At 38.0% G+C, this 18,997-nt stretch carries 22 protein-coding genes; 1 reads left to right on the forward strand and 21 read right to left on the reverse strand.

All coding sequences use genetic code 11. The features are described 5' to 3' along the window. Positions 1-9 precede the first annotated feature (9 nt). Genes bshA through BANA01_RS00245 form a run of 5 tightly spaced genes read right to left on the reverse strand, consistent with a single transcriptional unit; the run spans position 10 to position 3,424 of the window. Positions 10-1,137, reverse strand: a complete 1,128-nt coding sequence (bshA, locus tag BANA01_RS00225) for an N-acetyl-alpha-D-glucosaminyl L-malate synthase BshA (RefSeq protein WP_063251212.1) — start codon at positions 1,135-1,137, stop codon at positions 10-12. A gap of 2 nt (positions 1,138-1,139) precedes the next feature. Further along, entirely contained in the window at positions 1,140-1,850 is a 711-nt protein-coding gene (bshB1, locus tag BANA01_RS00230; protein WP_063251213.1) for a bacillithiol biosynthesis deacetylase BshB1, read from the reverse strand. Then, positions 1,840-2,259 carry a methylglyoxal synthase gene (gene mgsA / locus BANA01_RS00235; protein WP_063251214.1) on the reverse strand — a complete coding sequence of 140 codons (420 nt, stop codon included), beginning with the start codon at positions 2,257-2,259 and terminating at the stop codon, positions 1,840-1,842. Before mgsA ends, bshB1 begins: the two co-directional genes overlap by 11 nt. A gap of 10 nt (positions 2,260-2,269) precedes the next feature. Next, complete coding sequence (gene dapB / locus BANA01_RS00240; protein WP_063251215.1) at positions 2,270-3,073, reverse strand: 4-hydroxy-tetrahydrodipicolinate reductase; 804 nt, start codon at positions 3,071-3,073, stop codon at positions 2,270-2,272. After that, positions 3,074-3,424, reverse strand: a complete 351-nt coding sequence (locus BANA01_RS00245; RefSeq protein WP_157411691.1) for a nucleotide pyrophosphohydrolase — start codon at positions 3,422-3,424, stop codon at positions 3,074-3,076. Between the two features lie 333 nt (positions 3,425-3,757). Here BANA01_RS00245 and BANA01_RS00250 point away from each other — a divergent pair, with 333 nt between their 5' ends. Further along, positions 3,758-4,630, forward strand: a complete 873-nt coding sequence (locus BANA01_RS00250) for a YitT family protein (RefSeq protein ID WP_034676237.1) — start codon at positions 3,758-3,760, stop codon at positions 4,628-4,630. A gap of 27 nt (positions 4,631-4,657) precedes the next feature. On the opposite strand, the gene BANA01_RS00255 is transcribed toward BANA01_RS00250, so the two are convergent. From BANA01_RS00255 to aroC, 16 genes are all read right to left on the reverse strand, one after another. Beyond that, positions 4,658-5,338 carry a zinc metallopeptidase gene (locus BANA01_RS00255; protein ID WP_034676239.1) on the reverse strand — a complete coding sequence of 227 codons (681 nt, stop codon included), beginning with the start codon at positions 5,336-5,338 and terminating at the stop codon, positions 4,658-4,660. 51 nt (positions 5,339-5,389) lie between these two features. Further along, positions 5,390-6,184, reverse strand: coding sequence for a sporulation protein YpjB (gene ypjB / locus BANA01_RS00260; RefSeq protein WP_034676241.1), 795 nt, complete (start codon positions 6,182-6,184; stop codon positions 5,390-5,392). A 96-nt stretch (positions 6,185-6,280) separates the two neighbouring features. After that, positions 6,281-6,871, reverse strand: coding sequence for a lipoprotein heptaprenylglyceryl N-acetyltransferase LhaT (gene lhaT, locus BANA01_RS00265; RefSeq protein ID WP_034676243.1), 591 nt, complete (start codon positions 6,869-6,871; stop codon positions 6,281-6,283). Between the two features lie 67 nt (positions 6,872-6,938). Next, entirely contained in the window at positions 6,939-7,712 is a 774-nt protein-coding gene (locus BANA01_RS00270) for a menaquinol-cytochrome c reductase cytochrome b/c subunit (RefSeq protein WP_034676245.1), read from the reverse strand. Positions 7,713-7,772: 60 nt separating this feature from the next. After that, entirely contained in the window at positions 7,773-8,447 is a 675-nt protein-coding gene (gene qcrB / locus BANA01_RS00275; protein WP_034676248.1) for a menaquinol-cytochrome c reductase cytochrome b subunit, read from the reverse strand. Positions 8,448-8,450: 3 nt separating this feature from the next. Next, a complete protein-coding gene (locus tag BANA01_RS00280; protein WP_034676250.1) occupies positions 8,451-8,960 on the reverse strand; it encodes a QcrA and Rieske domain-containing protein in 510 nt (169 codons plus the stop codon). A 140-nt stretch (positions 8,961-9,100) separates the two neighbouring features. Beyond that, positions 9,101-9,565 carry a YpiF family protein gene (locus tag BANA01_RS00285; protein WP_034676252.1) on the reverse strand — a complete coding sequence of 155 codons (465 nt, stop codon included), beginning with the start codon at positions 9,563-9,565 and terminating at the stop codon, positions 9,101-9,103. Positions 9,566-9,672: 107 nt separating this feature from the next. After that, positions 9,673-10,239, reverse strand: coding sequence for a ReoY family proteolytic degradation factor (locus BANA01_RS00290; RefSeq protein ID WP_034676255.1), 567 nt, complete (start codon positions 10,237-10,239; stop codon positions 9,673-9,675). A gap of 36 nt (positions 10,240-10,275) precedes the next feature. Further along, complete coding sequence (locus BANA01_RS00295; RefSeq protein WP_063251217.1) at positions 10,276-11,541, reverse strand: tetratricopeptide repeat protein; 1,266 nt, start codon at positions 11,539-11,541, stop codon at positions 10,276-10,278. Positions 11,542-11,641: 100 nt separating this feature from the next. Next, a complete protein-coding gene (locus BANA01_RS00300; protein WP_034676227.1) occupies positions 11,642-12,541 on the reverse strand; it encodes a hypothetical protein in 900 nt (299 codons plus the stop codon). A gap of 104 nt (positions 12,542-12,645) precedes the next feature. Then, positions 12,646-13,935: a 3-phosphoshikimate 1-carboxyvinyltransferase gene (gene aroA / locus BANA01_RS00305; RefSeq protein ID WP_034676230.1), complete on the reverse strand. Its 1,290-nt coding sequence runs from the start codon at positions 13,933-13,935 to the stop codon at positions 12,646-12,648. Positions 13,936-13,959: 24 nt separating this feature from the next. Continuing rightward, on the reverse strand, positions 13,960-15,069 hold the full coding sequence (locus tag BANA01_RS00310) for a prephenate dehydrogenase (RefSeq protein ID WP_034676233.1): 1,110 nt from the start codon (positions 15,067-15,069) through the stop codon (positions 13,960-13,962). A gap of 11 nt (positions 15,070-15,080) precedes the next feature. Next, complete coding sequence (hisC, locus tag BANA01_RS00315; protein ID WP_034676236.1) at positions 15,081-16,193, reverse strand: histidinol-phosphate transaminase; 1,113 nt, start codon at positions 16,191-16,193, stop codon at positions 15,081-15,083. A 41-nt stretch (positions 16,194-16,234) separates the two neighbouring features. Then, positions 16,235-16,609, reverse strand: coding sequence for a chorismate mutase (gene aroH / locus BANA01_RS00320; protein ID WP_034674488.1), 375 nt, complete (start codon positions 16,607-16,609; stop codon positions 16,235-16,237). Positions 16,610-16,624: 15 nt separating this feature from the next. Continuing rightward, positions 16,625-17,698 (reverse strand): 3-dehydroquinate synthase, encoded by a 1,074-nt coding sequence (gene aroB, locus BANA01_RS00325; protein WP_034674486.1) that lies wholly within the window; start codon positions 17,696-17,698, stop codon positions 16,625-16,627. Continuing rightward, positions 17,698-18,870 (reverse strand): chorismate synthase, encoded by a 1,173-nt coding sequence (gene aroC, locus BANA01_RS00330; protein WP_034674492.1) that lies wholly within the window; start codon positions 18,868-18,870, stop codon positions 17,698-17,700. Before aroC ends, aroB begins: the two co-directional genes overlap by 1 nt. Positions 18,871-18,997 lie beyond the last annotated feature (127 nt).

Raw genomic sequence — 18,997 nt, forward strand, 5'->3', positions numbered from 1 at the left:
AAATCACCCTTAATTTAAGAGCTTAAAATATAATTGCTCATATTGTCCGACAATTTCTTGTGCTCTAAATTTTGTGTTAACCACAGCAATTCCGTTAGCAGCAAATTGCTGATGTAATTGTTCGTCACTTAATACCCTGATTGCCTTTGTAGAAATATCTTCAATATCCCCTAATTCACATATGTATCCTGTTTCTCCATGCTGAATGACTTCAGGCATTCCGCCAACATTCGTACCAATACACGGCACCCCGCATGCCATTGCTTCGAGCGCCACCAGACCAAAGCTTTCCTTTTCTGATAATAAAAGCTTTAAATCACTGATTGAATACAACTCATCAAGGTTTTCCTGTTTCCCAAGCAGGTGAACTTTATCCGTTAATCCTAATTTTTTGACTAACCTGCACACAGGAGTCATTTCAGGACCGTCCCCTACTAGAAGTAATCTAGCCGGCAACGCTGCTGATATTCTGGCAAATGTCTTTACAACGTCCTGAACTCGTTTAACTGGCCGGAAATTCGAAACATGGATGACAACCTTTTCGTTATCTTGAATCCCAAATTCTTTTTTTAAATGATTTGCTTCTCTCTTTTGATAAAATCTCTCGTCAATAAAATTATAAACCGTTTCGATTTGTTTGTCTGGCTGAATAAGTTCATGAGTCTGATTGATTAAAGACCTTGAAACAGCTGTGACAACATCCGATTTCTCTATGCCAAACTTAATGGCTTCAGTTAGCGATGGATCGTAACCTAATACCGTTATATCTGTCCCGTGAAGGGTGGTGACTATCTTAACATCCACCTTAGACATTTGTTTTGCCAATATTGCACAAACTGCATGCGGAATTGCATAATGAACATGAAGAATGTCTAAATTCTCTCTGTTTGCAACCTCTGCCATTTTACTAGCTAAAGCAATGTCATAAGGTGGATATTGAAATACAGAGTATTGATTTACTTCAACTTGATGATAAAAAATATTATGATACATTCGATTAAGTCTAAAAGGTATGCTCGATGAAATAAAATGAATTTCATGTCCCTTTTCAGCAAGCATTTTTCCTAATTCCGTGGCTACGACTCCAGAGCCGCCAACCGTGGGATAACAGGTAATTCCAATTTTTAATTTCCTCATTTTTAATCTCCAATCAAGTCACGATTCAGGAGGATTGGCACATTTGATTTAAAACCTTCTGCAAATTTAACTCCAACTTGTTGACCGAATAATCTTTCTCTTGCTTCAACGGTTTCTATATACCCATTTACAAGCGGTGTTTCAACACTACTATCTGTTTGTTCAAATTGGCTTTTATAGGCCCTTAAAGCAGCTATTTTATGCTCTATTGTCTCTGAAATATCAATGGTGAAATCTGGTTTATGAAATCCATTTATCATATAGAAATATAGCCTCGAAACTTTATGAGGTGCTTCTTCATTTTTCGTTTGGTATTTTCTTATTCCAGCAGAAAAGACCGCCTCTTCTACAAGGCGGGCGCAGTTCCCATGGTCAGGATGACGGTCTTCAAAATAGGGGGCAAAGACAACTTGTGGCTGGAATCGTCTAATGACCGAAGCAATCTCTCTAATAAATTCTTCCTTAAGAAGGAGCCCTCTGTCTGGCAACCCCAAAGACAATCTCTCAGTCACACCCAATATTTCAGCCGCTTTCTTTGCTTCCTGCTTTCTTAATACGATGGTCCCGTTTGAAGATAAATCTGCATCAGTTAAATCACAAATTCCTATCCTTTTTCCACTCGCTGAAAGTTTTGCAATGCTTCCTCCCATGCCGATTTCCACGTCATCGGCATGGGCTCCAAATGCTAGTATATGTAAGGGATTAACGTTCATCACTTTCACCGTTTTTATGAAGTATATTCCTCCACTCTAGAAACCCTTCATCTAAACCTCTTATCAGGAGTTCAGCAGTCCCCATGTTTGTTGCAAGAGGAATTGAATAGACGTCACATAAACGAACAAGTGCAGTTACATCTGGTTCATGTGGCTGCGCAGTTAGCGGGTCACGAAAAAAGAAAATGGCATCCATTTTATTTTGTGCGATCATTGCACCTATTTCCTGATCTCCCCCAAGTGGACCAGACTGAAATCTTGTAATAGGTAATCCTGTTGCTTCTTGAATTCTCAACCCAGTAGTCCCAGTTGCAAAAAGCGTGTGCTTTGAAAAGATTGTTTGATAGGCTGTTGCAAATTGTACAAGATCATTTTTTTTATTATCGTGTGCGATTAAGGCTATATTCATGGTAGTACTCCTATTCTAGAATATTTTCAAGTCCATAAACAAAAACATCTTGCTTCATTACGGTCTCAACTGCTATTTTCACACCGGACATGAAGGATGCGCGATTGTAGGAATCATGACGAATCGATAGTGTTTGCCCATCTGAACCAAATAAAACTTGTTGATGAGCAACTAACCCAGGGAGTCTCACAGAATGGATATGCATTCCATTAAACTCTGCACCCCTAGCGCCACTGATTGTTTCTTTCTCATCAGGATGCCCCTGTTCTTTAAATTCTCTCACAGCTGCCATCATTTCAGCAGTTTTAACCGCAGTTCCGGATGGAGCATCCAATTTTTGATCATGATGAAGTTCGATGATTTCAATATCATTAAAATATTTTGCAGCCATTTGCGAAAACTTCATCATTAATACAGCACCAAGTGCAAAGTTTGGGGCTATTATACACCCTAACTTCTTGTCCTTACAAATACGCTCCAACTCCTCTAAGTCTGCTTTTGTAAACCCAGTGGTTCCTACAACTGGCCTCACGTTATACTGCAGAGCTGTTCTCGCATGATGCATTCCAACTTCAGGTGTAGTAAGGTCAATTAATACATCACACTGAGCACTTTGAAGACCCTTTTCGATGGTTGAGTAAATGGGAACATTTTTAATAGACTGGAAACCGTCCAGGTCACTTAACATGTGGTCGTCATATTTATGGTCAACTACTGCCACTAGTTCAAAATGTTCAGTATTTGTTACCATTTTTACTGCCTCACTCCCCATCCTGCCACGAGGTCCCGCAATTATAATTTTTACGCTATTCATTCATTTACTCTCCTCACTGATATTTTCTATCCTCGTCCAACGATCCTTATCTCTCGTATTAAATTTATTCATGACATAATTATGCGCCTCTTCCAAGTCAATATTTAATGAATTGGCCAGGCAAATAATAACAAAAAGAAGGTCTCCAAGTTCCTCCTCAATAGCCTTTTCGGTTTCACTGGATTTCTTTGGCTTCTCACCGTAATAATGATTGACCTCTCTAGCAAGTTCTCCTAGCTCTTCTGTTAGACGTGCCACCATTGCCAATGGACTAAAATAACCTTCTTTAAATTGACTTATGTATGTATCTACTTCCGTCTGTAAATCTTTGATAGACTTCCCTTTGGGCACACCCATTCACCTCTTTTGATAATTACAAAAGCTTCTACTAAATACATTAGCGAAAATAGGTTCGTTTTACAAATATTTTTATATCAAGTAGGCTCTTTTCTTAAGCTCCGATGCTTTTTTGGAACAAAATTTAAATAAGATAAGAGCCTGCAAACTAAATCTAAAGCACAAAATAGATATTTCTACGTTAAAATCGGCTTTAAGATTTTAACAACAATCTTTTAGAAAACAGCCCTTACGTATAAACTTTCCTGCTTAAAATTGCTCTTCTATTGTTAATTCGCTATAATAAAAGCCGCTGGCTGGGGAATATTTGGCAAAGGAGGAGAAATCATGATATTTGGTCTTAAAATTAAAAATGTTTTATTTATCTTAGTTGGAACAGCAATTATGTCTTTTGGACTGGTTCATTTTAATATGCAAAATAAACTTGCTGAAGGTGGTTTTACAGGTATAACCCTTCTTCTTTATTTCATGTTCAAATGGGATCCATCTTATACAAACTTAATTTTAAACATCCCGCTCTTTTTTATTGGATGGAAATTGCTTGGGAGAAACTCTTTCCTCTATACAATGCTTGGTACTGTTGGCCTCTCCCTATTTTTATGGATATTCCAACGTTATTCTATCGACATGCCGCTGAAGGACGACTTGTTGCTGGCAGCACTATTTGCAGGTGTTTTTCTAGGAATTGGTTTAGGTATTATCTTTCGCTATGGTGGTACAACAGGTGGAGTAGACATCATAGCAAGACTTGTTCAGAAATATGCAGGCTGGAGCATGGGGAGGACCATGTTCATCTTTGATATATGTGTGATTGGGGCTTCTGTTCTTACCTATCTCAATTATAGAGAGGCGATGTATACACTGGTCGCTGTATTTATTGGAGCACGAGTAATTGATTTTATCCAAGAAGGGGCCTATACCGCCCGAGGTGCGATGATTGTCTCTGAAAGAAATGATGATATCGCCAAAAAGATTATGGCTGAAATGGACCGTGGTGTCACCGTTCTTAAGGGGTATGGATCTTTTACAAAAATGGAACGTGAAGTTTTATACTGTGTTGTGGCTAGAAATGAGATTGTACGTTTGAAAAATTTAATTACTTCCGTTGACCCACATGCGTTTGTTTCGGTTACCATTGTCCATGATGTCCACGGAGAAGGTTTTACACTAGATGAAAATAAAAAACCAATTGAAATTTAAAAAGCAATGTCCAGCTGGACATTGCTTTTATTCATTACTTCTATTCATTCCAGTAAAGATAAGGACTAGCCTCAATAACTCTAAAACAGCTACCGCAGCTGCTGCTACATAGGTTAAGGCTGCAGCATTTAAAACCTTTCTAGCATTCCGCTCTTCCTCATTACGGATTAACCCTAATGAAACTACTTGGTCCATTGCACGATTGGAGGCATTAAATTCAACCGGTAACGTAATCAATTGAAAAAGTACAGCCGCTGCCATGAATACAATACCAGCTAACAAAAGTCCGCTCATTTGAAAAAAAATCCCCATCAAAACAAGTACCCAAGAAAAATTAGATCCAATATTTGCCACAGGTACTAAAGCATGACGGAACCGTAAAAATGTATAACGCTGTGCGTCTTGTATAGCATGTCCACACTCGTGGGCTGCAATGGCAGTAGAAGCTATGGAATGACCACGAAAATTTTCAGGGGAAAGCCTCACCGTTTTCGACCTTGGATCATAGTGATCACTTAAAAATCCTCTTCCCTCTTCAACCCCTACATCAAAAAGCCCGTTTGCATTAAGCACTTCCCGCGCTACCTCTGCCCCTGTACGATAGCTGGAATTAGCTACACGAGAATATTTTACAAAAGTACCCTTCACCCTAAATTGAGCCCATAAGGGTACCAACATAACAATAAGAAAATAAATTAAAAATCCCATTTTGAACCTCCAGTACTTCTATAGGTGTAATCATCTACGTGAAGTTCAAACTTAATCCTTATGCACTCTAGAACGATTTTTTCGCATATCCTTTTCACCCTGATATTTTCTCCAACCTACATAAGAAAGAGTTAAAATGATAATGCTTCCTGTAGATATGATTACCCACCACAGTGATGGGTCTGCCTCATCCTCATCCATGTTTTCAAAAAGATTCTTTAAATCCATTTCTAGACCTTCTAATTCCTGTTGGCTTTTAACGTTGTTAACAACCTCTGAACGATATTCATCAATAAAATTGATGCGTGCGTCTATTCTTTGAATATTCTCTGCTGAAACATCAATTTTCATACTTGGATAAATAACATTGTATAAGGCCATAAAATTATTGAAATTTGAATGAAAATGTGCAGAATCACCTGTATTTGCTGCTTCTCTCGCTTCATGGAATGCCGTTAAAATTTGATTCTTCATTTCAGTCCATAATGGCTGATGACTCGTAGCAATCGCATCAACCACTAAACGAAACTTGGTAAGTCTTTTAACTCTTTCCTCGTACTCCATATTTGTGCTGGCTGCCGCCTCCATTGCCTCGTCATGAGATACGGTAATAATTCTTAATTCATCCATCGTAAAGGGATGTTCTTTTTTTGAGATGTCTGAGAACTGCTCTGAAAAATAACTTAAAAGCTTTTTACCATCCTCATACCTCTGAAACTTTATCATTTGAAGTGCTTCATCAGAGATATTATCAAGCTTCTCTATCGGTGTTTGCAAATTCGCACTAACCGCCATGGGAGAGAGCATAATGACAATGAAAAATATTAGAACCCATTTGTACTTCAAACCTTGTCCCCCCTATCATTACTATTAAAATGTATGAAGGGTTGGACAAGGTTAGACCATCTTTTATCCTATCTAAAACTATTTTCATTCTAGTTTTTAAATAGTAAGTTTAAATCGATTCGGTCGTAAGACAAAATAATAACCAATTCCTACTGACAACACCGATAGCCAAAAGGTAAAATATCCAATTTGCGGTGTAAAATCATTTAACATGTGATAACGAGGGAGCATGAAAAAGACATAATCTATCACATCATTATGTAAAGTCCATAGCGCTGTAACAATCAAATGCCACCATCTAAATCGATAAAAAGGGGAATACAGTAATGCTTGAACCGCCATAGCAAAATGAGAAAATATTAACATAACGCCGATCCAATCCAACTCGCCTTGAACGAAAAAGACTAGAAGATTCATCACCACAGCCCATATTCCATATTTAAATAAAGTGACAATCGCAAGTGCCTCTATAAGCGGCCAATTCTTTTTCAAAAGAAACGCCACTAGAACAAAAACGAAAAATAAACTAGCAGTAGGGCTATCAGGTACAAAAATAAGGAAAATAGGGGGCGTTTCTTTTAACTGCCACCCATACCATATATACCCGTAAATGGTCCCTGCAATATTAACTAAAAGCAATAACCATATAAATGACTTGTTGGCCAGTAGAGGATATATCCATTTCACTTCTATTCCTCGTTTCTTTTAATAATAAAAGCTGACGAAAATCCGTCAGCTTTTTTACAATCTGTTATTATTTCCCTAAGTTTGCGATGTATTCAGATAGCTTTTTAAGCTGATCGTCATCACCCTTAAAGACACCTGCAGGCATTGCTCCTTTACCTTCTTTTGCAATTGTCGCAATTTCCTCAGCAGTAAGTCCTGTTTCAATCAACGTTGGGGCACCAGCTCCACCTTGGAAGCTGTCTCCATGACAAGTGATACAAGTATTTTCTGAAGCAATGTTATATTCTTCTGAGGTTTTATCAATTTCAACGTCAGCAACGATTTTACCATATTCCTTTGCTGCTTCCCAGTCATGGGTAGAAGCACCCTGCCATGTTAAAAATGTAATTGCAGCCAGCGCTAACAACATAAAACCAGTTGCTAATGGACGTTTACTTGGACGACGTTCAGGTCCACGATCGATGAACGGTGCTAGTAATAATGCTCCAAAAGCTAGTCCTGGGATAACCATTGCTCCAATTACTGTATAAGGTCCTGCTGCAAATTCGTACTTAAGTAATTGGTATAAGAATAAGAAATACCAGTCTGGCATTGGTACATAACCTGTATCTGATGGATCCGCAATCCTTTCAAGTGGACTCGGATGTGCAACAGTTAAACATAAAAAGCCGACAAGAAATACTGCCCCTACCAACCATTCTTTCAAAAGGAAGTTAGGCCAAAACGCCTCTGTTTTACCAGGGTATTCTGAGTAATCTTTTGGAATATTTTTACTCGTACGAGCCTCAGGTGCCAACACACGTGAGTCACCTACGAATTTCATCCCTTTACCGCGATGCATCGAACAATCCCCCTCCTTTATTCGTAAATTAAGCTAAAAATTTTGGGTATCAAATTAGTATTAAAGTGGTCCTGATATACCCTGTTTACGAATCATCATGAAATGTGCTGCCATTAAAGCAAATAACGCAGCAGGTAAGAAGAACACGTGAATCGCAAAGAAACGAGATAGGGTTTGAGCACCAACAATGGTCTCATGACCCGATAGTAACGTTTTAAGGTAAACACCAATAAACGGAACTGCTTCAATAATTTGAAGTGTAACTTTTGTTGCGAACAACGCTTTCATATCCCAAGGTAATAAATAACCAGTTAAACCTAATGCAAGCATGATGAAGAAAATGAGAACTCCAACAATCCAGTTAAGTTCACGTGGTTTTTTGTAAGCGCCTTGGAAGAAAACGCGTAATGTATGTAAGAACATCATTACAATAACTAAACTAGCACCCCAGTGGTGCATACCGCGTACGATTTGTCCGAAAGCTACTTCATTTTGAAGATAGAATACAGATTCCCACGCGTTTTTGATATCTGGTACATAATACATGGTTAAGAACATACCAGAAAGAATTTGAATTACCGTAACAAAAAACGTTAGACCGCCAAAGCAATAAACGAACGCCGAAAAATGATGCGCAGGGTTTACATGCTCAGGGACTTCATGGTCTGCGATATCGCGCCACAAAGGCGTAATATCTAAACGTTCATCTACCCAATCGTAAATTTTGTTTAACAATGATTACGCCTCCTTTGTCCGTGGTTCAGCTTTACCTAAGTAAAGTAAACCGTCTTTTTCTTGAATTGGATATACATCAAGTGGTGCTAGTGGTGGAGTACCTTTTACGTTTGTTCCATCCTTTGTATAACGTCCAAAGTGACATGGACAGAAGAATTGATCCGGATGGTCCTCGCTTGATGCCCAACCAACAGTACAACCTAAGTGTTTACAAACTGGAGAAAGGGCAACAATGTTATCTTGTTCATCCTTATAAACCCATGCCGTATTTGTAACTTCTGAAGTATACCAAGCATCCTTTTGCTCAAACGTGAAATCAACTCGTTGTGGTTCCGCAGTGATGTCTTTAATTTTCAATGGAGTTGCAATAAAATCTCCACCTGCTTCGGCCTTTAATACAGGGTCAATGGCAAAACGAACCATTGGCATTAACATACCTGCTGCCATAAATCCACCTACACCAGTCAAAGTATAGCTTAAAAATTGTCTTCTTGATACGCGATGCTTACTCATGCTTATCCCCCCTCTATTCACAAGTTAAGTCCATCGGACATAATTTAAACACATATAAAACTAGGACATAACCATGATATATCAATCTTTATCCTAGGTCAATATCATACTATTTTAAAAACATGTTAATCAGCAAAGAATTACAAATTTTCATGCCACTTTTGTGTAAAAAGGGTAAGAAGCTGTTTTACTTGACTCTCAATCATGGACATCTTTTGTGATTCATTCAAATACTCAAGCGGCAGGGATGGAAGCCAAATTAATGAACCTTTAAGCTCGTCCTCAACGTTTTTCCACTCAATTTCAGACGTTATGTAAAATATATGTTTAAACTCGTTTTTTTCTATTTTCTCTTCCCACTTCTTCAATCCATTCATTATATCCTCATACTGATCACTTTTTAAGTATGTATACGGAGGCACCAACATAAGTCTTCCAGTAAACTGTCTCTCAAGGTAATTGGTTAGTAACGTTATAAATTCTGCGCTTGAGGCAGATTGTTTCATTTCATTCCCAAATGAAACAGAATACAATGGGATTACTGCCGTATCCACATATTCCTTTGCGGATAAATATGTTTCTATATCCTTTGAAACCCACTTCATTTATACACTCCCCTTTTATTCATTAGCTCTATCATATCATTTTTTTAAATAAAACATAAAAGGAAAAGAGAGAAAAAATTCAGTTAACATAAAAAATAGAAGCCTGCTTATCGCAAGCTTCCATTTTCCTCTGCTTCCTTAAGTTGATTAAGCTTTTCGGTTAAGTCACTAAAGGCCTTTTTATCCTGTTTATCAAGGGCTTCGTCAATTAATTGAAGCAGCTTTTCGCGTTGGAAACGCTCAATACTGTTTTGCAGAAATTGTTCTGCTATAATTCCGTCTTTCTCATTTACTTGAAGGTGTTTAGGAACAAATGGATTTTCCTCTAATACAGCCGCGTACTGGTGCGCTTGATTGGAAGCATGAAAGTTTAATTGAATAAAAATATCTTCGTCACGATTTAACCGAATATCATGAAAGGATTTTTCAGCATCAGTTGTCATAACATTCTCTTTATAAAAGCGAAATGGTACCTTATCAACACAGTGAGTTGACATGATCAACCCACGCGGACAATACTGTGCTTGCTCTACAAAATGAACCTTCTCCATTAATTGGTCGTGACTCATTAAATAATTCAGAATCCAAACACACTCTCTTCGTTTTAATTGATAATGATTTAAAAACCAGCGAATAAAGTCCTTTTTCTCGTTGACAGAAACAGGGGTTGCCATATGATAGTTTCCCTCCTCTGTATATTCAGCTTTTTATTAATTCTCTCTACTAATTAGACGGTCAAGCAAATCAGCATACTCTCCATTTGTGGGATCACCTTTTTGTAACTGTTTAAAAATTTCGGCAGCAAGGTCGATTTTTCCTTCTTCAATTAAAAAATAACCATAATCGTTCAAAAATGCTTCATTATTCTTAAAAAAAGTATATGCACTTTCATATTTGTCTAATGCCACGGAATATTCCTCTAACTTATCGTAGGCAAGGGCGGAATCCCATAAGAGCTGGGGTTCTTCATCTTCTACAAAGTCCAGCTGTGAAATCAAATCAATTACAGCTTCGTATCTTTCTTGCTGAAAGAAAAGCTTATTTAATGTTAGTGCTGCTTCAGTAAAGCCTGGATCTAAAGCAAGTGCCTCACGGAAATATTGTTCTGCCAGGTCTGGCTGTGTGAGCTTAATGGCTATTTTGCCGCCAAAGAAAAATAAATCCTTATTAAATTCATCCTGCTTAATACCTTCTTGTATTATGTTTAAGCTTTTATCAAGTTCTTCTTCCCGTTCATATGCCTTGGCCAGATGTAGATATAGGGAATGGTATTCTGGGTCCAGCCCTTTTAATTCCTCGAATCTTTCGATGGCAGTTCGATTATATCCTGCTTGAAGTGCTGTAAAAGCATAACCAAATAGTGTGTTAATTTCCAATTTCTCATCAATGGCTTTGTCGTAATAGAATAGAGCTTCTTCAAATTCACCAGAGGCACTTAGAAGCTCAGCCATTCGCTGATAAATACTAACTCCTGCAACCTCTTGCTGCTCCTTTAAAACAGCCTCATATGACTTTAGCGCTTTCGTTACTTCACCTTGGTCACTGTAGAGTTCACCAAGTGCAAAATCAATGATAACCTCATCTGGCAATATATCCTTTGCTTGCTGCAGTTTTCTTTCACATACCTCATATAAACCTTGAACTTGATACAAGTCTGCTAACAGCAAGAGAGATTGTCCAAAGCTGGGGTCGTGTTCGGAGATTTTTTCTAATTCAAGAATTGCTTGTTCCTCATCGCCGGCGTCCACTAATATTTCACCCAGTAAGACGAGCAGTTCACCCTCTTCAGGATAAATGGTTAATAGGTTTTCAACCAGTACCTTAGATTCATCTAAAAATCCAAATTGGAACATTTCTTCAGCAAGAAGGAATTTTTCATCGGGCTGACCTTTTGTTAATACAACATTATATTCATTTATGGCCTCATTATGTTGGCCGTTTTCCAACATTGTAATAATTTTATTTACTCTGTCCATTATCTCTTTCCTCTCGGTTCCCTTAATTAACTAAGGCTCTTTTCTTAAACTTTGCAGTTTTTAGGAACAAAAAATAAGAAAAAAGCATGCAAACTAAATTCTAAAGTGCAAAATAAGATGGAGTTCGTACCCTAACATATTCTCCATATCCAGGTTTAAATAAAACCTCTTCCCCTGCACGTACTACTTTACCTTTATGAACTGTAACTAGAAGTCTATCACTATGATAATGAAATAATTCCACTTCATCAACATTGATGATTTCTTCAGCCTTATGAAATAGATTATAGCTTACTTCAGCTCCATGCAATAAACTTGCTTTTTGGGGATATAAGCCAATTTTATTTAATACTGAAATGGACAATGGCTGATTCTCTTTTATTTCTTGTAAGATGGCAGGAATTTTTTGATTTTCCATTATATCCTTCCATTTCGACATGGCCCTTTTAGCATCCTTCTTTAGGTGATTAGAAATTAATGGAACAAGCGGACAATTATAAGGAAAAAGTGCTTCTTTAATCCATCCCCATGGCATATTGTTTAGTTCATCAAGGTCCTCTACATCGATAAAGATGGCAGGCACCCTTTCTTTTTTACATTTCCTTATAAATGAGGGAGTTAAAAGACGCAATGGAATTTTTACACTTATGAGAAAATCGACGGGACTGCTAATGAGAGCCGTTTTAGTTTCTCTGATCTTTTCTGTTAATTCACTTTCGTACGTGATCGAACTGTAGGTAAATAATGTGGTACATCCTTTCATAAGAAATTTCTCAACCATGTATGCTCGAAATTCTTGAAAGGCGGCATTAAGAGGTATTCTTGTATCTAAAAGTACATAAGAAGGGGTCATGATATAAGACTCTGCATTCATCTTTATTAATTTATTATGGTGTATATGTTCTTTCTTTGCAGTAATGTGCTCTCCTTCAATCAATAGTGATGATGTTGAAAGTTTCTTCTCCTTTAAAATATTAGCATTTTCGATAATATAACCCATCCTACCACCCTTTTCACAGCTATACTTCTTTAAGACAAGCTATGAATGATCCTTAAAAACTAGAACCGGAAAATAAAGACATAAAAAGCTGCACAAAGGCAGCTTTAGTTTTTCAGGCTATTTAGATGGTTAAAGAAATTCGGATACGAAACTGAGATTGCTTCTGGATCTTCTAGCTCTACTTGGCCCTCACATAGCAACGAAGCGATTGCGAGCATCATTCCAATTCTATGGTCACCATGGCTGGATACTTTTCCACCTCTAAGGGTAGTTCCACCATTAATGATCATACCATCATTAGTGGCTTCTATTGAAGCACCCAATTTTGTTAATTCCTGAACGACAGTATCAATTCGGTTGGTTTCTTTCACTTTGAGCTCGGATGCATCTTTAATAATTGTTTTCCCTTCAGCTTGTGTCGCTAGTAGAGCAATGATTGGGATTTCATCAATTAATCTTGGGATAACATCTCCCTCAACAACAGTTCCTCTTAGATTGGAAGTCTTAATTGTAATATCACCAGCTGGTTCAAACGAATTTTCATCATTGTTGTGAATTTCCAAATTAGCTCCCATTTGATTCATAATCTCAATAATCCCTGTTCTAGTCGGATTTAGACCCACATTCTTTAAAAGAATTTCGCTATCTTCCACAATCGCACCTGCAACAAGGAAAAACGCAGCTGAGGAAATATCCCCTGGCACAAGAATATCAGAAGCAATTAGCTTTTGACCTCCTTTTACCGTTATTTTACGGTTATCCTTCCCGACTTCCCCACCGAATTTACGAATCATTCTTTCTGTATGATCGCGTGATTCAGCTTTTTCGATTATGGTTGTTTCTCCATCAGCTTGAAGACCCGCAAGGATTAAAGCAGATTTCACCTGAGCACTTGCTACTGGCATATTATAGGTAATTGGATTTAGATGTCCACCGCGAATACTAAGTGGAGTAAATTCTCCATTCTTTTTGCCGTCGATCTTTGCCCCCATCGTTCTTAATGGCTCCGTTACCCTAGTCATCGGTCTTTTTCCAATCGACTGATCACCTATAAGTGCTGAGTAAAATGGTCTTCCCGCTAAAATTCCTAACAATAGCCGTATGGTTGTTCCAGAATTTCCAACATCCAATAGTTCGTTAGGTTCTTTTAATCCATCAAATCCATTCCCATAAATCGTTAGACCTTCTTCACTTTCTTCAATGACGACTCCTAACTTTCGGAAACAAGAAATAGTACTTAAACAATCATCGCCCGGCAGGAAATTTGTCACCCTTGTTATACCTTGGGCAATCGAACCAAACATAACAGAACGATGTGAAATTGATTTATCTCCAGGTATTTCAATACTGCCCTTTAAACCCTTCAGTGTTGGCTTTAATGCTATTAATTCCATTTCATCACCTATATTCAAATCAAATTATGTTCCAATCGATGTAGCATAGCTTGAACAGGCATGAATACATCTTTCTGCCCGCCCACGATCCTCTTCTGTTTGAAAACTAATGACTAGGACTCCATAAATTTCGTCTTCTCTAGTTTCTAGTATGCGGATGTTTGTAATACTGATATTTTCTTTTGCTAAGTATCCTGTAACCTCTGAAACAACACCAGGATAATCTGGAACATCAACAAACAAATCGTAAAATGCAGGAATGGCTCCCTTTTCTCTTACCGGGAGACCATCACGGTATTGCTTCGCCTGCAGAAAATAGCGGAAAATTTCTTCACTATTCTCCTGTTCGAGTAACACCTTCACCCAATCCATTTCTTCCTTCCATTTATCGATTAATTCTATCAAAACCTTGCGATTATGCAGTAATATGTCCTTCCACATTGCCGGGCTGCTCGAAGCAATCCTAGTAATATCTCTAAAGCCTCCTGCCGCTAAACGTGGAATAAGACTCTCACCTTCTGCTAACCTTTCCGTTTGACGGACAATCGACGCAGCAATGATATGAGGGAAATGACTAACAATTCCTGTTAAGTAATCATGATTTTCTGGGGTAACGGTTAAAAATTTGGCATTTGTACCCTTGAGCCATTCCTTTAGCCTTTCCACCTTGGAGTCTTCAATATGGTCCTCTGGCGTAAATAGATAAAAGGCATTTTCAAAAAGAATTTCTTTTGCAGCAGACACACCACTTTTATGGGAACCAGCCATCGGATGGCCGCCGATAAAGGTGTATCCTTTTTTTCTTAGGCTTGCAGCATTGCCCACAATTTTACTTTTTGTACTTCCGGTGTCCGTAATAATTACTTCTGGATTTAACGATTGCTCTGACAATAAGTGAATAATCTTTTCCGTTTCGATTACTGGAGCGGAAATAATAATTAAATCAGCGGTTTTAGCACCTTCAACGATATCATTAGCCACTTCATCAATAACACCTAGCATTTTACCAAGTCTAGCTTGTTCTTGATTGATATCATAGCCTATTAGGATAGCATCTTTATGTTCTTTCTTAATACATAAAGCTAAAGAACCGCCAATTAACCCAAGCCCAATAACAAAAACTCGGCCTTTCATTGGTAGTCCCCCTAGTTCAACTTGAGTTTCGCTGTATTTTGTTGCGTTAAAAATTCTCCTAATGCTTTTAGCACCCCATCATTTTGCTCTGCAGAGCCAACGGTAATCCTTAAAGAAGAAGGAAATCCTAACGCACTCCCTGATCTTACAATATAGCCTTTTTCCAATAAAAATTGGAACGCTTGATTAGCATCTGCATTAATATCTATTAAAACGAAATTTGTTTGAGAAGGATAATAGCTTAGATTATGTCTCTCACAGAAATCATAGAATTGAGTCAAACCTTGTCTATTTTTCTTTTTACAATCTTGAACAAACTCTTGGTCGGAAAGTGCAGCGATTGCAGCTACCTGTCCAAATGAATTAACATTAAAAGGTTCTCTTGCAGGTTCCAAAGCTTGAATGATTGACCGGTTGGCAACACCATAGCCGACCCTTAGTGATGCAAGACCATAAATTTTCGAAAAAGTTCGCAGTACGATTAAATTTGGATATTTTCTTGTTAATTCAATTGAATCATAGTAATCATCTGCAAATACATATTCATAGTACGCTTCATCCAACACGATTAAAACATCGGAAGGAACTTTATCCAGAAATGGTGTTAATTTACTTTCTGGGACATATGTACCTGTCGGATTATTAGGACTGCAAACCCAGACAACATTAGTATTCTCATCAATCGCAGCATACATCTTCTCTAAATCATGTTGACCATCAAGTAATGGAATTTCCCTTATTTCTGCTCCTTCAATTATCGCATTATGTTTGTATTGTGAGAAGGAAGGTGTCGCCATTACGGTATTGGCACCAGGGTGCAGCAGAGCCCGTGAAATAATCTGAATAATGTTATCCGACCCATTACCAAATATTAGTTCATCTTGACCTACCTTTAAAAAAGAAGCTACAGCTTCCCTTAAGCTTGTCATGTAGCCATCAGGGTAAATAGCAAAGCCTGGCTGGTGACTTTGTAAGGCAGAAAGAACGTTTTTTGAACACCCGAAAGGATTTTCATTTGATGCAAGCTTAACAATCTGTTCTAAATTATATTGTTTTTTAACTGACTCAATTGATTTTCCTGGCTGATATGGAGTCAGTGTTAATAATTGCTCTTTCCATCTCATTTCTCTACACTCCATCCTTTTATTAACTTGAAATTAAACGCCTATTTGGCAACACTATTGCCTAAGTCAGGTCTCAATACCGTTGCCCCTTTTAAATAAACATGTACAACTTCTTCCTGCGGTACAGCTGTATTTACATGCATCATAACTCTAACACACATTTGCAATGAATTAGGTATTGGCAATTCTCTCATACAAATAACTGGTACAAAGGTCCAGCCAGCAAACTTACGCATTGCCTTTGCAGGAAAAGTAGCGTTTAGGTCCTCAGTGGTTGATATAAATACGGAAGCAACTTGCTCTGGAAGAATATTGTTACCCTCAATTATTTGTCTCAAAAGCTCTTCTGTAGCTATTAAAATAGATTCTTCAGAATTACAATCTACGGTGATTGCTCCCCTCACCCCTCGAATCATGAAAAGCCCCCCTTGTTATTTGAAATTCTCGAGCTGTGTTATTAAAAAATCATCTGAAAGCTCACAAAGTTTTGGTTTTCCTATTTGCTCTAATACTACATATTTCACTGTTCCACCAGCTGATTTCTTATCTAGCTTCATTTTTGCCAGCAAGTGCTCGTTTGTTAAGTGACCTGGTATTTCTGTTTGGTATCCCAATCTTTGCACCCAGGTAATAAACTCTTCTGTATCAAAGGCTAGACCTGAAACCTCTTTACTGATCTTTAACGCAAAAATCATACCAATCATTACGGCTTCGCCATGTGTAAAATTCCCATAGCCCATTTCTGATTCAATGGCATGTCCTAGTGTATGTCCGAAATTCAAGTACGCACGAATTCCCGTTTCTTTCTCATCCTTAGAAACAAATTCATTTTTTATTTGAATTCCTCTAGTAAGTGATTTGAATAATTGTTCTGTGGTTAACGAATCAAGATGATGAATATCTGTTTTCAGCCAGTCATAAAAGGCTGAGTCATAAATAAGTGCATGTTTAATAACCTCTGCAAAACCTGAACGAATTTCTTGTTCAGGCAGTGTATGGAGTAATTCTAAATCATAGAAAACAGCCTCTGGCTGATGAAAAGCACCAATCATATTTTTTCCCAGAGGATGATTAATAGCGACTTTCCCACCAACAGCACTATCGTGTGCAAGGATAGTAGTTGGAACTTGAATAAATGGTATACCTCTCATAAAAGAGGCTGCAACAAATCCTGACAAGTCACCTACTGCACCACCGCCAAAAGCAAGAATGACAGATTTTCGGTCTAGTTGGTTTTCTAATGCGGTGGATAAGGCGTCATAGTATACCTCGAACGTTTTTGCTTTTTCACCACTAGGAGCTGTAAAAACAACTGGATCCCATTCAGTCAGAAGCATTAATAGATTATCAAGATGAATACTTGCAACCGTTTCATCTGTAATAATTAATATTTTAGTCAGTTTTGTAAAATGATTATTTAAAAAAGAGCTGATTTCATTTTTTACGCCTTCGCCAACAAACACATTATAGCTTTTGGAGCTTGTTTGAATTTGAATGGTCTCCATTAAAATTCCCTCGCGTATTCACGCTGACGTTTAATTTCAGCAGCGAATGTATCAAACCGATCACTATAGAATTGATCGATAAGCGAATTAGCAAGTTCCCATGCGACAACATTTTCCGCAACAACAGCTGCAGCAGGTACAGCACAGCTATCTGAACGCTCAACACTTGCAGAAAACGGCTCCTTCGTATCGATATCAACACTCATTAACGGCTTGTATAACGTTGGAATAGGCTTCATAACTCCGCGAACGACAATCGGCATACCAGTGGACATTCCACCTTCAAAACCGCCTAAACGATTTGTCTTTCGTGTATAACCATTATCTTGATCCCAAACAATCTCATCATGAACTTCACTTCCAGGCTTTCTTGCTGCTTCAAAGCCGATACCAAATTCTACTCCTTTAAAGGCATTGATACTTACGATAGCAGCTGCAAGTTTTGCATCTAATTTCCTATCATACTGAACATAACTGCCCACACCTGCCGGCATTCCAGTTGCAATGACTTCGACAACGCCGCCAATAGAATCACCATTCTTCTTAGCATTGTCAATGGCATTCATCATTTCCTGCTCTACATCAGGGTCTGCACATCGTACAGGTGAAAGCTCGGTTCGCTCCTTTAGCTCATCAATTGATAAATTTAGGTTGCCATTAGCCTTAATACCGCCAATTTCGACAACATGTGAAACAAGTGTAACACCAACTAAAGATAATAGTTTCTTAGCAACAGCACCCGCAGCAACTCTAACAGTAGTTTCTCGCGCAGATGATCGTTCTAGGACATTTCTCATGTCTCGATGACCATATTTTATCGCACCATTTAAGTCTGCATGACCAGGTCTTGGTCGAGTTATTTTACGTTTTACTTCATCCTCTTGACCTTCAATTAGTGGGTCTGCTCCCATAATTTTAGTCCAATGCTTCCAGTCATTGTTCTCAACCACTAAAGCAATAGGAGATCCAAGTGTTTGACCATGACGAACTCCCGATGTGATTTGAACCGTATCTTTCTCTATTTGCATTCTTCTTCCACGGCCATATCCTTGCTGGCGTCTTGCCAGCTCTGTATTAATATCTTCCGCTAATAAAGGCATTCCTGCTGGTAGTCCTTCTAATATTGTTGTTAATTCTGGACCATGTGATTCTCCAGCTGTTAAGTATCTCATTCCCATTACACTTTCCCCCTTCAACTCATTAAAGGATTTTTATAAATATACCATAAACAGACTAATAAACCTAGTATAATTATCTGAAAATAGCATAAATTGCAAGATGATTATTTATCTAATGATA

The sequence above is a fragment of the Neobacillus niacini NBRC 15566 genome (assembly GCF_001591505.1).
Lineage (GTDB): Bacteria > Bacillota > Bacilli > Bacillales > Cytobacillaceae > Neobacillus > Neobacillus niacini.

Excerpts from the sequence above, each read along its gene's own strand:
- bshA (WP_063251212.1), bottom strand. The coding sequence starts at position 1,137 with ATGAGGAAATTAAAAATTGGAATTACCTGTTATCCCACGGTTGGCGGC.
- bshB1 (WP_063251213.1), bottom strand. The coding sequence starts at position 1,850 with ATGAACGTTAATCCCTTACATATACTAGCATTTGGAGCCCATGCCGAT.
- mgsA (WP_063251214.1), bottom strand. The coding sequence starts at position 2,259 with ATGAATATAGCCTTAATCGCACACGATAATAAAAAAAATGATCTTGTA.
- dapB (WP_063251215.1), bottom strand. The coding sequence starts at position 3,073 with ATGAATAGCGTAAAAATTATAATTGCGGGACCTCGTGGCAGGATGGGG.
- BANA01_RS00250 (WP_034676237.1), top strand. The coding sequence starts at position 3,758 with ATGATATTTGGTCTTAAAATTAAAAATGTTTTATTTATCTTAGTTGGA.
- BANA01_RS00255 (WP_034676239.1), bottom strand. The coding sequence starts at position 5,338 with ATGGGATTTTTAATTTATTTTCTTATTGTTATGTTGGTACCCTTATGG.
- BANA01_RS00270 (WP_034676245.1), bottom strand. The coding sequence starts at position 7,712 with ATGCATCGCGGTAAAGGGATGAAATTCGTAGGTGACTCACGTGTGTTG.
- BANA01_RS00280 (WP_034676250.1), bottom strand. The coding sequence starts at position 8,960 with ATGAGTAAGCATCGCGTATCAAGAAGACAATTTTTAAGCTATACTTTG.
- BANA01_RS00285 (WP_034676252.1), bottom strand. The coding sequence starts at position 9,565 with ATGAAGTGGGTTTCAAAGGATATAGAAACATATTTATCCGCAAAGGAA.
- BANA01_RS00290 (WP_034676255.1), bottom strand. The coding sequence starts at position 10,239 with ATGGCAACCCCTGTTTCTGTCAACGAGAAAAAGGACTTTATTCGCTGG.
- BANA01_RS00295 (WP_063251217.1), bottom strand. The coding sequence starts at position 11,541 with ATGGACAGAGTAAATAAAATTATTACAATGTTGGAAAACGGCCAACAT.
- BANA01_RS00300 (WP_034676227.1), bottom strand. The coding sequence starts at position 12,541 with ATGGGTTATATTATCGAAAATGCTAATATTTTAAAGGAGAAGAAACTT.
- aroA (WP_034676230.1), bottom strand. The coding sequence starts at position 13,935 with ATGGAATTAATAGCATTAAAGCCAACACTGAAGGGTTTAAAGGGCAGT.
- BANA01_RS00310 (WP_034676233.1), bottom strand. The coding sequence starts at position 15,069 with ATGAAAGGCCGAGTTTTTGTTATTGGGCTTGGGTTAATTGGCGGTTCT.
- hisC (WP_034676236.1), bottom strand. The coding sequence starts at position 16,193 with ATGAGATGGAAAGAGCAATTATTAACACTGACTCCATATCAGCCAGGA.
- aroH (WP_034674488.1), bottom strand. The coding sequence starts at position 16,609 with ATGATTCGAGGGGTGAGGGGAGCAATCACCGTAGATTGTAATTCTGAA.
- aroB (WP_034674486.1), bottom strand. The coding sequence starts at position 17,698 with ATGGAGACCATTCAAATTCAAACAAGCTCCAAAAGCTATAATGTGTTT.
- aroC (WP_034674492.1), bottom strand. The coding sequence starts at position 18,870 with ATGAGATACTTAACAGCTGGAGAATCACATGGTCCAGAATTAACAACA.